Source organism: Streptomyces sp. NPDC006012, assembly GCF_042871185.1.
GTDB lineage: Bacteria > Actinomycetota > Actinomycetes > Streptomycetales > Streptomycetaceae > Streptomyces.
Window position 1 is genome coordinate 77,790 of record NZ_JBIAIE010000022.1, and the last position, 12,030, is coordinate 89,819.

General features: G+C 63.2%; 11 protein-coding genes and 6 pseudogenes. 8 read left to right on the plus strand and 9 right to left on the minus strand.

From position 1 onward, the window contains the following. Positions 1-156 precede the first annotated feature (156 nt). From pyrH to ACFYPJ_RS29605, 5 genes and pseudogenes are all read left to right on the plus strand, one after another. Positions 157-915, plus strand: coding sequence for a UMP kinase (gene pyrH / locus ACFYPJ_RS29585; RefSeq protein ID WP_389023580.1), 759 nt, complete (start codon positions 157-159; stop codon positions 913-915). A gap of 144 nt (positions 916-1,059) precedes the next feature. Further along, positions 1,060-1,617 (plus strand): ribosome recycling factor, encoded by a 558-nt coding sequence (gene frr, locus ACFYPJ_RS29590; RefSeq protein WP_376533289.1) that lies wholly within the window; start codon positions 1,060-1,062, stop codon positions 1,615-1,617. Beyond that, the gene (locus tag ACFYPJ_RS29595) at positions 1,617-2,801 is read left to right on the plus strand and encodes a phosphatidate cytidylyltransferase (protein ID WP_389023583.1); all 1,185 of its coding nucleotides are present in this window, start codon (positions 1,617-1,619) and stop codon (positions 2,799-2,801) included. The genes frr and ACFYPJ_RS29595 overlap by 1 nt, the downstream gene beginning before the upstream one ends. Before the next feature lie 302 nt (positions 2,802-3,103). Further along, positions 3,104-3,468, plus strand: a pseudogene (tnpA, locus tag ACFYPJ_RS29600) (IS200/IS605 family transposase). Between the two features lie 59 nt (positions 3,469-3,527). Further along, positions 3,528-3,627, plus strand: a pseudogene (locus ACFYPJ_RS29605) (RNA-guided endonuclease TnpB family protein); the annotation flags it as partial. Here the strand turns inward: ACFYPJ_RS29605 and ACFYPJ_RS29610 are convergent. The 3 genes and pseudogenes from ACFYPJ_RS29610 to ACFYPJ_RS29620 form a co-directional block, all read right to left on the minus strand. Then, positions 3,617-4,116 (minus strand): annotated as a pseudogene (locus ACFYPJ_RS29610) (hypothetical protein); the annotation flags it as partial. The pseudogenes ACFYPJ_RS29605 and ACFYPJ_RS29610 overlap by 11 nt on opposite strands. Beyond that, positions 4,116-4,313: a helix-turn-helix transcriptional regulator gene (locus ACFYPJ_RS29615; protein ID WP_389023586.1), complete on the minus strand. Its 198-nt coding sequence runs from the start codon at positions 4,311-4,313 to the stop codon at positions 4,116-4,118. The gene ACFYPJ_RS29615 and the pseudogene ACFYPJ_RS29610, both read right to left, overlap by 1 nt. Positions 4,314-4,315: 2 nt before the next feature. Next, positions 4,316-4,459: pseudogene (locus ACFYPJ_RS29620) on the minus strand (replication initiation protein); the annotation flags it as partial. 269 nt (positions 4,460-4,728) lie between these two features. Here ACFYPJ_RS29620 and ACFYPJ_RS29625 point away from each other — a divergent pair. After that, positions 4,729-4,917 carry a hypothetical protein gene (locus ACFYPJ_RS29625; protein WP_389023589.1) on the plus strand — a complete coding sequence of 63 codons (189 nt, stop codon included), beginning with the start codon at positions 4,729-4,731 and terminating at the stop codon, positions 4,915-4,917. A 525-nt stretch (positions 4,918-5,442) separates the two neighbouring features. On the opposite strand, the gene ACFYPJ_RS29630 is transcribed toward ACFYPJ_RS29625, so the two are convergent. The 5 genes and pseudogenes from ACFYPJ_RS29630 to ACFYPJ_RS29650 form a co-directional block, all read right to left on the minus strand. Further along, positions 5,443-6,192, minus strand: a complete 750-nt coding sequence (locus ACFYPJ_RS29630; RefSeq protein ID WP_389023592.1) for an ATP-binding cassette domain-containing protein — start codon at positions 6,190-6,192, stop codon at positions 5,443-5,445. Further along, on the minus strand, positions 6,189-6,770 hold the full coding sequence (locus tag ACFYPJ_RS29635) for a hypothetical protein (protein WP_389023595.1): 582 nt from the start codon (positions 6,768-6,770) through the stop codon (positions 6,189-6,191). Before ACFYPJ_RS29635 ends, ACFYPJ_RS29630 begins: the two co-directional genes overlap by 4 nt. Continuing rightward, entirely contained in the window at positions 6,767-7,180 is a 414-nt protein-coding gene (locus ACFYPJ_RS29640; RefSeq protein WP_389023599.1) for a hypothetical protein, read from the minus strand. The genes ACFYPJ_RS29635 and ACFYPJ_RS29640 overlap by 4 nt, the downstream gene beginning before the upstream one ends. Before the next feature lie 984 nt (positions 7,181-8,164). Beyond that, the gene (locus ACFYPJ_RS29645; RefSeq protein ID WP_389023602.1) at positions 8,165-8,608 is read right to left on the minus strand and encodes a hypothetical protein; all 444 of its coding nucleotides are present in this window, start codon (positions 8,606-8,608) and stop codon (positions 8,165-8,167) included. Positions 8,609-9,246: 638 nt separating this feature from the next. Then, positions 9,247-10,460 (minus strand): annotated as a pseudogene (locus tag ACFYPJ_RS29650) (IS3 family transposase). Between the two features lie 66 nt (positions 10,461-10,526). On the opposite strand from ACFYPJ_RS29650, the pseudogene ACFYPJ_RS29655 reads away from it, so the two are divergent. Together ACFYPJ_RS29655 and ACFYPJ_RS29660 are read left to right on the plus strand one after the other, a co-directional pair. Next, a pseudogene (locus tag ACFYPJ_RS29655) lies at positions 10,527-11,163 on the plus strand (hypothetical protein); the annotation flags it as partial. 73 nt (positions 11,164-11,236) lie between these two features. Further along, positions 11,237-11,701: a hypothetical protein gene (locus tag ACFYPJ_RS29660; RefSeq protein ID WP_389023605.1), complete on the plus strand. Its 465-nt coding sequence runs from the start codon at positions 11,237-11,239 to the stop codon at positions 11,699-11,701. 111 nt (positions 11,702-11,812) lie between these two features. Here the strand turns inward: ACFYPJ_RS29660 and ACFYPJ_RS29665 are convergent, their stop codons facing one another. Then, positions 11,813-11,977: a hypothetical protein gene (locus tag ACFYPJ_RS29665; protein WP_389023608.1), complete on the minus strand. Its 165-nt coding sequence runs from the start codon at positions 11,975-11,977 to the stop codon at positions 11,813-11,815. Between the last annotated feature and the right edge of the window lie 53 nt (positions 11,978-12,030).

Here is a 12,030-nt window from a genome sequence, read left to right on the forward strand (position 1 = left end):
GGTCGACAGCAGTCGTCCGCGCACAGCGCCGCACCCGGGCGCGCGGCGGACGGCAGCAGATCTGACGAGGAGGCCATTGCCGCGCATGGGAGCGAGAAGCGACCCCACCGGCAATGGCCTTCTTCGTATGCGCACGAGGTGAAAGAGGCGGATCCCATGACCACCAAGGCCCAGAAGAGTGACGACGGCAAAGTACGCGGCCGGTTTCTGCTGAAGCTGTCCGGAGAGGCGTTCTCCGGCGGTGGCGGCCTGGGCGTGGATCCCGACGTGGTGCACAAGATCGCGCGCGAGATCGCCGCAGTCGTCCGGGACGGCGCGCAGATCGCCGTGGTCATCGGCGGCGGCAACTTCTTCCGCGGTGCCGAACTCCAGCAGCGCGGCATGGACCGGGCCCGCTCCGACTACATGGGCATGCTCGGTACGGTGATGAACTGCCTCGCCCTCCAGGACTTCCTGGAGAAGGAGGGCATCCAGTCCCGGGTGCAGACGGCCATCACCATGGGCCAGGTGGCCGAGCCGTACATCCCGCTGCGCGCCGTGCGTCACCTGGAGAAGGGGCGCGTGGTGATCTTCGGCGCCGGTATGGGCATGCCGTACTTCTCCACCGACACCACCGCGGCCCAGCGTGCCCTGGAGATCGACGCCGAGGCGCTGCTGATGGGCAAGAACGGGGTGGACGGGGTCTACGACTCCGACCCGAAGGCCAACCCGGACGCCGTCAAGTTCGACTCCCTCGGCTACGGCGAGGTCATCACCCGCGACCTCAAGGTCGCCGACGCCACGGCCATCACACTGTGCCGCGACAACAAGCTGCCGATCCTTGTCTTCGAGCTTCTCGCGGAAGGCAATATCGCCCGGGCCGTCAAGGGTGAGAAGATCGGCACACTCGTGGGCGACCAGGACGCTCGGCACTGACCGGAGAACCACCCCGACCCTGACCGGGGGATGGACAAGGACCTGCCGGTCGGGAACCGTGCAGGAAGAAGACGCGACGCAGCCGGCCGTGAACCCCGACAGGGATCCGCAGCCGGGCCTACTCAAGACACGCAGGAGCAAGTGGTGATCGAAGAGACCCTCCTCGAAGCCGAGGAGAAGATGGAGAAGGCCGTCGTGGTCGCCAAGGAGGACTTCGCCGCGATCCGCACCGGCCGTGCGCACCCGGCGATGTTCAACAAGATCGTGGCCGACTACTACGGCGCACCGACGCCGATCAACCAGCTGGCCTCGTTCTCCGTGCCGGAGCCGCGCATGGCGGTCGTCACCCCGTTCGACAAGAGCGCGCTGCGCAACATCGAGCAGGCGATCCGCGACTCCGACCTGGGGGTCAACCCCACCAACGACGGCAACATCATCCGCGTGGTGTTCCCCGAGCTGACCGAGGAGCGTCGCCGCGAGTACATCAAGGTCGCCAAGGGCAAGGGCGAGGACGCCAAGATCTCCATTCGCTCCGTGCGCCGCAAGGCCAAGGAGACCATCGACAAGCTGATCAAGGATGGCGAGGTCGGCGAGGACGAGGGCCGGCGTGCGGAGAAGGAGCTCGACGACACCACGGCGAAGTACGTCGCCCAGGTGGACGAACTCCTCAAGCACAAGGAAGCAGAGCTGCTTGAGGTCTGATGAACGACTCTTCCTGGGGGGCGCCGCCACCGGCCGGGTACTGGGGGCCCACCCACGACGGGCCCGGGCAGGCGTACGCCCAAGGAGCCGCCCCGGCGGCTCCCGCGTACGATGCGCAGGACGCCCAGCAGACTCGCCCCATGCCCATCGTCCCGGACGGCGTACCCGCGCACGGCGGTGACCAGGACGGTGGCCGGGGGGCTGCTCGGCCGGGCGGCTCCCCGACCCGAGACGAGACGTTTCGCAGCGGTGCGCACCACCACGGTGCGTACTACCAGCAGCCCCCCTCGGCGTACCCCCACGGGGCGCCGCCGCAGAATCCGGAGCCCATGTCCGACGCACCGCAACCCGCCCCCGCACCGCAGAAGAAGAACGCGGGCCGGGACCTGGGCGCGGCCATAGGCGTCGGCGTCGGACTCGGCGTGGTCATCGTCGCGTCGCTGTTCATCGTCAAGGCCGTCTTCGTCGGCGTCATAGCGGTCGCCGTCGTGGTGGGGCTGTGGGAGCTGACCAACCGGCTCCAGGAGCGCAAGAACATCAAGGCGCCCCTGGTCCCCCTGGCCGTCGGCGGCGCCGCGATGGTCGTCGCCGGATACGTCCGCGGTGCCCAGGGCGCCTGGGTGGCCATGGCGCTGACCGCGCTCGCGGTCCTGGTCTGGCGCATGACGCAGCCACCGGAGGGCTATCTGAAGGACGTCACGGCGGGCGTCTTCGCGGCGTTCTACGTGCCGTTCCTCGCCACGTTCGTCGCGATGATGCTGGACGCCGCCGACGGCCCGTTCCGGGTGCTGACCTTCCTGATACTCACGGTCGTCAGCGACACCGGCGCGTACGCCGTCGGCTGGCGCTTCGGCAAGCACAAGCTCGCTCCGCGCATCAGCCCCGGCAAGACCCGCGAGGGACTGCTCGGTGCCGTGCTGTTCGCGATGGTCGCCGGTGCCCTGTGCATGCAGTTCCTGATCGACGACGGCACCTGGTGGCAGGGCCTGCTCCTCGGCCTGGCGGTCGCGGCCAGCGCCACCCTCGGTGACCTCGGCGAATCCATGATCAAGCGGGACCTGGGCATCAAGGACATGGGCACCCTGCTCCCCGGTCACGGCGGCATCATGGACCGGCTCGACTCGCTCCTGCCGACGGCGCCCGTGGTCTGGTTGCTGCTGGTGCTGTTCGTCGGATCCGCCTGACGGACACGGCAGCCGGTACACATCCGGTACGCATGCGAACCCCTTGCCCGTCGTCGGGCGGGGGGTTCGTCCGTTGCGGTGCATGGTGCGGGGGTTTTGGCCGGAGGCCGGCCTGGGGCCGACCGCGTCCACTTCCTCGCTGTCTCCCGGTGGAGCGCTGGTTGGCGCTACGTCGTCCGCAGCCGGGTCAGAACGTCGAATCGACGGGCGCTGCTGATCTGACTTCACCTGTGCCCATGGGTCTGCGCTGTTGACCCCGTGCTGGCTAGATATGCGTCATGTGTGTAGTGATCGTCGTGACCGTGACGCGGAAGGTTCGCCGGTACTCCGGCGGCGTGTATGACTTGGGGCTTCACGTGGTGTGGTGCCCCAAGTACCGCCGTCGCGTGCTCGGTGGCCGGGTCGCGGTCCGGTTGCGTGAGCTGATCGAAGCTGATCGAGCAGAAGGCGGGAGAGAAGGGCTGGGAGGTCATCGCCCTTGAGGTGATGCCCGATCACGTGTACCTGTTCGTCAAGCACGGGGCCGAAGGCTTCCGCTTCCTACGTCGCCAACCAGTTCAAGGGCTTCACCTCCCGCGTGCTCCGCTCAGAGTTCCCGCACCTCAAGAGCCAGATGCCTACGTTGTGGTCGTCGTCGTTCTTCGTCGCCTCGGTCGGCGCCGTCTAGCAGTGCATCAACACCCAGTGGGAACGCCCCTGGACGAAGAAGCAGAAGGAGGACAGGGCTTGATACGCGCCTGCAAGTTCCTCCTTCGCCCCACAGTCCGGCAGCGTCAGGCGCTCGGCGAGATGCTGCGGGATCACTGCTCCCTCTACCCGCTCGCCGTATTGGTGAACAGGAGGCGAGCGGTCACCTTCGGACCGTCTGGCTTGCGCCAGGGCAACGTGATCTCGACGGGCTTGTGTGCGGCCATGTGGGAACGGAGGGCTTCGGCCACCGACGGACGGACTTACCCGAGCACGGCTTTCGGGGCAACAGTCCGTCGTCAACAACAGCACTGAGCACGGTTTGAACGTCGCCGTAGATGTTCCGCGCATAGCCGCCACTCACAGCCGGGTCATTCTCCAGTGCGCTCACCAACCCACGGATGTGCTCCGGGCGGAATGAATCGAGCGGACGCGAGCCGATCAGCCACTTCTCGGCGAGGCCTTTCTGACGATCCGGGAAGCTCTTGGACTTCTCGGTGCCGTCGGGCCCGATATACCGAGCGCGGTAGCGCATACCGGTGCCGTACCGGTCGGTCTTGACCTTGACCTCTACACCGTCCGGTCCGGTCTCGGTCTTGTACCAGCGGTCTGGGATATGGCCGGCCATCAGGCAGCCTCCCCAAGCTGGGATTCCACCCAGCCCCGCACATGACCAGGGTCGAAGCGCAGGTGCCGCCCGACCCGGAAGCCGCGCGGACCGGTGTGCTTCCTACGCCACTGGTACACCGTCTCCACGCGGGGAAGCTCGAACATCTCGACCAGGTCCTCAGGGGTCAGGAACCGGTTCGGCAACTCTGAAGCCATGGTCAACAGTTCCTTTCGTCGACGAGCGGAGCGGGTAGTTCTTCGCGGGCGGTTTTGCGGTTGTGCTGGATGTCGCGGCGGATATTGGCGGCGAGCCAGGATTCGCCGGGGGTGTGGCCGTGGCCGGCGTGCGTACGGGATGAGAGTCGGGGTGAGTGGTGGGCTGAGATGGGAAAAGCGGCTGTTGGCAGTGGCGATGCCCTCGTGCTCTCGATTCATGGCCGACGCAGAGCGCTCCAAGTTCTTGAAGGACCTCAACGCCGATTCGCCACCAGGGCCTGTCTGACGGGTCGCGTCACCGACCCCGCACCCGACAGCAATGTCACTCGAACGGCGCAACATGACGTGCCACCCACATGGGTGAAGATCAAGCTGGCTAGTGCCCCACCGAGGCAATCCGTGAAAGGGGAACCAAATGCGTATTCGACGAATCCTCGCCGCCGTCATTGCCACGGCAGCCCTCGCTGGTCTCGGCCTCACAGGCGCCGCCACCGCCACCGCCGCCAGCCTCACCCCGGGTGAGTGCGAGCAGGGCGGCGGAACGGTCAATTGGGCGAACAACACTTGCAGGGGCGGTACGTACGACGGGCAGATGGTCGACTAAACCCCACTAGGGGCTGTCCGGCAGGCGGCCCACACGCACGCAGCGCCCTCCGCCGGGGTGGTCAAAGGGGAGGGCGCTGCGGTGTTGGTCCAGTCGTTACGAGCGTACTGGGCGCTGCTTAGCGTAGGCGCCGGCGACCATATTCGTAACTACGTTCGAATTATTGCCGTCGCGGTTGCCGCTGGCCTGGCTTCCGAACAGGGTCGGGTCCGGCGGCAGGAGGATGAGTCAGATACAGAGCTGGCGGGCCCCGGCTTCGAGTAGTGCGGAAGCGCTCCAGCTCTGGGCCGTCCGTGGGCCGTCCGAGGGTGATCAGTGACGACCGGTGACGACCAGTGACGACAGGCGTCCGGACCGACAGTCGCAGGCCACCCAATTGGATCTGCGACACTGATAGCGCCATGCCTAAACCCGGAGAACTGGCAGCGATCCGGCAGCAACAGGCCCCCTACCTGGTCTTTAGCAACCGGTAGGGGGCTTGTTCCGTGTTGCTGGGCCGTCTCTGGGCCGTCTGCCGCTCATAGCTCAGTACCGGTACTCGGCACTGTGCTGGGCAAGGAGAGCCGAGTATGCGCCCTCAGCCATACGCCCCGCAGCAACTTCCGCCGGAGCGTAGTTGAGGAATGAGTCCGTGGTGCCATGGTGAAGCACTCGACCACTGTGCAATACGGTGACGTGATCTGCCTCTTCTGCCAGGTCTGCCACATCGTGAGTTGACAAGAGAACCTTCACATCGCCAGTGAGGGAACTGAGAATGTCCCGGAATACCCTGCGCTGGTGCGGATCCATTCCCGCCGTCGGCTCATCTAGGAGAAGTACGCGCGCCTCGTGAACGAGCGCGCTCGCGACACCCACCCGCCTGAGCTGACCTCCACTCAGACGGTTGCTCTTCGTCTCAGACTCCTTGCTGAGGTTGACGCGCATTAGAGCCTCACGGGCACCGTCCCATGCGTCGCTACGGCTCATCCCCTTCAGCCAACCGACATACGAGACGTATTCGCGCGCCGTCAGACTGGGCATCGGGACGACATCCTGCGGCATCCAGGCAACGGCGGTGCGGAACTCATTCGTGCCAGCAGCCTTACCGTCAAGGGAAACGGTTCCCGAGCGAGGACGGGTAACGGAAGCGGCGAGCTTGAGCAGCGTTGATTTTCCCGCACCATTAGGGCCGAGGAGAACCGTCATTCCGTTTTCAAGACGATAGTCCAATCCCTCAAGTACCGGAGCTTGGCGGCGCCTGTAACCGTACGTGCAGGAAACGAGTTCTAGAGTCATGAGATTTTCCTCGAAGGGCGCAGCTGGATAAGATTACCGACAGCGAAAAGAAGCGTCGAACCAACGGTTGCATGGAGGGTTCCGCGAGGCTCCGGAATGATCGTCCAAGGGTAGGGGTCGCCTGGACCGCGAAATCCAAAGAAGACCACGAGAAGCAGCCACGCGACGGGAAACATCACAGCTGCTTCACCGGCAAAAGCGCTTCCGCAAAGCATGAGCCCCATGAGGAAGCACGCGTTTCGTCCAGCTGTAGAAATTTGTGGGACATCGAATAGGAAGCCTACGAAAGCACTACTTAGCAGGGCCGTACCCGCGCAAGCCAGAACGAGAAGGGCATCCAGGACCTGCACTGGACGGCTTCCAGACATCTCGAAGGAAGACAACCGTGATTCGAGGCTCAGCATCAGGCCGGCGACTAGCGGAATCGGGATGAACAGGGAAAGTGCTACCTGACTTCTACCCATAATCGACGGCAGCATGATGGTGACGTTCTGAACCAGCGCGGCAAGAATCGCAAATGCAACTATTGCCGCCGGGAGGACCGTGTGGGCCCGTCGTACTTTGAACCAGTAGATCAAGACTGGCTCCCGGAACAACCCAGCGTCAGGGTGCGCTTGAACCAGTTCGCCTGTGCCGCGATTGGCTCCGTAAGCACATCGGCAACGACCGTGCGAATCTGCTGCTCAGTTTTTGTGGCCGCAGAACCAGTGACGGTCCGCTTACTGTTCTTGTCGTAAACATCACCTTGCCCCGTGACCGATGCGGCCCATCGCAAAGCTACCATTTGTGCAAATGGATCCGGAGAAGCGCAGGGAAACTTCACGACCGAACGCATGGTCTCGTAGCGGACTGCCTTCGACCTATCCGCTGCGGACAGGTCCAGATACCACGTATGCGATGTAGATGATTTCTGCTTACGACCATCAAGCATCCGGTCGGTGACAAGAGATGGATTCGCATCGATCCCGCTCTTCCGTAGGTCTGCCATAACGGCCACAACGTCCCTCCTCACCTCGGCAAGGTTTCCAGCCGTGACCTCCGGCATGCAAACACGCGGATTGGTTCCGAGGCAGGTGGTTGCAGCCTGTCCCACGACCAAGGGTGGGGTGTGTGGCCAGCTATTCGAAACCGAGTAGGCAACGCTCATACCAGCTACCGCTATGACGCAAGCGAGAACGCGGGGGACCCTCCTGTCCCGCAGCGGAAGCCAGAGGAGGATCACGCCAGTAGCTATCCCTCCTGCCAGAAAGAGTGGCGGCAGCAGCGTAATGATGCTGGGGATTTCGCTGAACCCGAATGAGCCGAATTGCCCTGACACGTGACGAATCCAGTACGGCTGAACGGTTCGAGAAAACGCAACCAACACCCAGATAGTAACCGCCACTAGGGGTGCTGCGATCACCCGAGACACCCTGAGCCCGATACCAAAGCCAATGATGGTATGCGCCACGCAGAGCAACAGGGCAACTAGAGGAAGGCGCAAGCTTACCGCTGTCGGCATCGTGCCAGTTCGAACCAGAGAAATAGCTGGCGGTAGGAGAACAACAAGCCAGGAGATCGTCACGGTTGGCCAGATAACATTGGCTGCAACTCGAAATCGTGACCGGGCAGGTGCAAGCAGAAAGACGCCGTCACGTCGGACACGGCCGCTTTCCCAGACAGCCAGGGAAGCCGCAATCGCGTATGCGAGTGCATAGGTGGCTCTCAGTGGCTCAGCCACGAGCGATGGCGCATACCCCAAGTAGCTGTCAAGCGGAACACTACTACCTGCAAAGTAGTAGAAGAGTGTTAGCAGGATAGCGAATGGCGCTGCCCACAGAGTGATGCCACTGCGCACGGCAGTACTGAACTTCATTGTATCCCTCAGGATGTGGGGGGGTGACAATGCAGAATGGGTCGACCCTCTTGGGGTCGACCCCTTCCTGCCTATTTTCGAAGTAATTAATACCGAAGTAGTTAGTCTGCCTTGGTGTTATCCATCTGCCTTGGTGGTATCCTGCACAAACTTCTCTACAGACAGGTCGTATCCGCCTTCACTCCATCCATTGATGTCCATGATCTGGAAGTAGTAATCCTTTATGCCGCTGGGCAGGTCCGTCCATTCCCCATTGCTGACCTCGTTATTGAAACAAGCAGTGAAGCTCTTGCGGTCGTAGGACTCATCCGGCTGAAGACTGATGTCCTCCCATATTTGAGCCGTGAATCGCTCTTGGCTCCCATCGATAGGCGTACCGGCTTCGCATCCGTGCCACGTGATCTGAGAATAGAGCTCGTCCTTCCATCGTGTGGATTCGTAGCCCTGGGAGACGTTCTTCAAACTTCCAGTCCAATTCGCCTGCGCATTGGACGCAAGGGCGAGCATGGTCACCGCAGCTAAACCGAGTGCCGTACTGATGCGTCGCGTCGTCGCTCTCATCTTTATCGCTCTCCGTTGTTTAGAGAAACATGAGCGCAAAACCGAACAATCTCGCCGAAGGGACTGCGTCCTGACTCCGCATTTTGCGCCCCCTGAGCGTACGGGGCGAGTGAACATTTAGCAAAGTCGAAAAAAAGCCAAGGTGAACAATCGGGGGTCATGTCGCGTTCAACCAATTTCTCGCCCTCTGACGCATTCCCTTCTTTGAGGTGCTATTGAGCGTGAAGTCGTAGCTGCTGACGAGCCTTGATCGTCGCGGTACGCCGTTGTCATGAGGTATGCACAGGGCGGTGGGCTGACTTCAGGGCGTCCGCAAGCTACTGATACGTCACAGCTTCTCCTACCAGATCCCGGTCGGGCGCGCCCTCGAACGTGACAGGTGGCGCGGCCGCGCCCGGTCATCCGGGTCCGCGGCCGCCCCCGACGCCTCATCTCGATTGCCACTGTGACCTGCTACAACCCCGGCGAACGCTTCCGCCTGATCTACCCCCGTCCGGATGTCGAACAGCGCTACGGACGCAAGAGTTTCGCCTCGAGCGGCTTCAGCCGAGGATCGTGCAAACCGTCGTGACTGGGTACGGTCTAAGTGTTGTCCCGTAAATGATCTGAGGTGACCCCCGGAATGTGGACACAGGGGTTTATGCCGCGAGTGAGAGTTTAGCCGTGTTGTGGTGCTGCTGTTCGAACTCGATGGGAGAGAGGTAGGCCAGTGCGCTGTGCCGCCGTCACGCGTTGTAGTACGTGAGCCATCGGAAGATCTCCAGTCGGGCCTGACTCATCGTCGGGAACACCGTCTTGTACACAGCCTCTCGTTTCAGGCTCTGCCACAGACTCTCGGCCAGCGCGTTGTCGTAGCTGGAGCCGACCCGGCCCATGCTCCTGCGGACCCCGAACCGGCTGCAGACCTGCGCGAACGCCGCGGAGGTGTACTGCGACCCGCGGTCGGAGTGGAATACCACACCGGCCACGTTGGCGCCCCGGGCGGCCACCGCCATCTGCAGCGCGTCGATGACCAGCTCCGTCCGCATGTGCGAGGCCATGGACCAGCCGAGCACCCGACGCGAGCAGATGTCGATCACGCAGGCCAGGAACAGCCACCGCCCACCCGCCTGGATGTACGTGATGTCGCCGCACCACCGCTCATCGAGGCGGGCAGCGGTGAAATCCCGCTGCAGCAGGTCCGGCGCCGGCGGTGCGACCGGGTCCGGAACCGTCGTCCGCTGCCTGCGGCGCAGGTGGCGGCCGATGATGCCGCGCTCGCGCATCAGCCGCGCCACCCGTTTGCGGTTCACGTGGTGTCCGAATCCCATCAGGTCAGCGTGGACCCGCAGGACTCCGTACGCTTCACCGGATTCGGTGTGGATCTCGCGGATCTCGGCCACCAGGGCGTCGTCCGCCGCCTGCCGGGCGGCCCGGGCATCCGTGCCGGCCACCCACCGGTAGTAGCCCGAGCGGGAGACCTGAAGCACCCGGCACAGCCGCTGGACGCCGAACTCGCCGGCCTGTGCGGAGATGAAGTCCCAGCGGCGGGACTTCACTTCATCTCCCTGGCAAAATACTGGGCTGCCCGGCGCAGGATCTCCCGTTCCAGCTGCCATTCCTCCTCGGCCTTCAGCAGCCGGGCATTCTCCGTCCGCAGCCGGGCCACTTCGGCCTCCTGGGATCCGGCCTGCCCCGAACCTCCCGCCGCGGCCTGGCCGCCGCCCTCTGCCGCTCGCACCCACAGCCGCAGCGTCTCGCGGGTGATGCCCAGGTCAGCGGCGATGGCCTTCATCGTCCGTTGTCCCGCCGAGGCCCGCCACAACGCCACCGCATCCGCCCGAAACTCCGGGGTGTATATCCGCCCTGCCATGTGAACCATCTTCCCGGACCATCAAGATCCGCCATCAGAGTGTCCACACTGCAGGGGTCACCTCACAGCATCCTGTCAGCCATGAGCCATCAGGCAACCTTCCTCGGCCACTTCACACACGGTGCCACGCTGGCACGCGGTGCTCTCATGGGCATCTCGGGCGTAGCGACTCCTACTCTCCGGGCCCAGTTCCACGCGATGGAGGCTCGTGCCCTTGCCCGTACGGGTGATGTACGGGCCTGTGAGCTTGCCCTTGCAGCGTCGGCAAAGGCGTTGGAGAGCGTGAAACAGCGATGACGAGCCCGAGTGGATCACGTACTTCGACCAAACTGAACTCGCAGCCGAGTCCGCTCACTGCTTCCGCGACGTGAAGAGCGCTCGTCAGGCCGTGGCGCACGCCGAGAACGCCATGAGCGGCAGCCATGTCCGAAGCGACTTCTTCGTGACCATGGTTCTGGCAGACGCTCACCTGCACGCGGGAGAGCCCGATGAGGCGTGCCGCGTGGCGCTCGATGCCCTGGACCTGGGGGAACAGCTCAAGTCCGCGCGCTGCGTGGCCTATCTCGGCGAGTTCCGTCAGCACCTCGGGCGATTCAGTGACGTGGCTTCTGTTCAGTACTTCCATGAGCAGGCCAGGGAACACAGACTGTGGAGCGCCACAGACTCGTATAGGCCCAAGAGCTCGATCCCCTCTCAGCCGTGATCGCAGAATCAGAGCAGGGCGATTTTTCGCGAACCCTGCCCTGAGGCAGCTGCCCTAGAACAGTCTGTACGCCATGGACGGGGTTACTGGCGGAACGGTTCTGGCTCTGGCTGGTGTCCTTCTTGGGACTTCGGGCACGCTCGTAGGTCAGTACCTGGCCACGCGTGTCGAGAGACAACGTGATCGAGGGCAACGCGCGGCGTTGCAGCGTGCCGAACGTAAGACAGCAATCGTTGACTTCCTCACTGCCGCGCAACGCGTCGAGTTGATACTTGACCGCCGAGAAATTGGTCTACTGGTCACTGAAGATCCGGCAGATGAGAAATTGCACGATCTGTGGCTGGCAAAGAAGACATTAGAGCTGACCTGTTCACATGAGACAGCTCAGGCTGCCCAGGATTACACCCAGGCGCTACACATTCGTATGCGCGGCGCCGTTCCACCTCAGGGGGAACCCACGAAGCGTGAGTATCGCCATTCCTTCATGGAGGCGGCACGGAAAGCCTTGGGTAGTAGTGGCCCAGGAATCGTGAGATAACTACCGTATTGGTCACGCTGCTCATCATGATCGAGATCGCCACGGGAGCCGTAGGCAAGAGGTATCTCAGTGAGTACCTACGCTCCCCAGCCCAGCCCGACCTGCAAAAACCTAGAAAGGCTGCCAGTCGTGCCGACGGTCGCCGCTCCTGATCTCAGCCGCACGATGCGTGAACTCCTCCGCGGCCTTCTCGTTCGTGGCGCCCTGGTGCCCCATCCACAGCGTCATCATGAGTTCGCGGATGTCGCCCAGCACCTTGTAGCCCGGCCAGTTCATGATGTCGAACCCATAGTGGTGAACAAATCCTTCGTACTGTGATCGATCGTGCC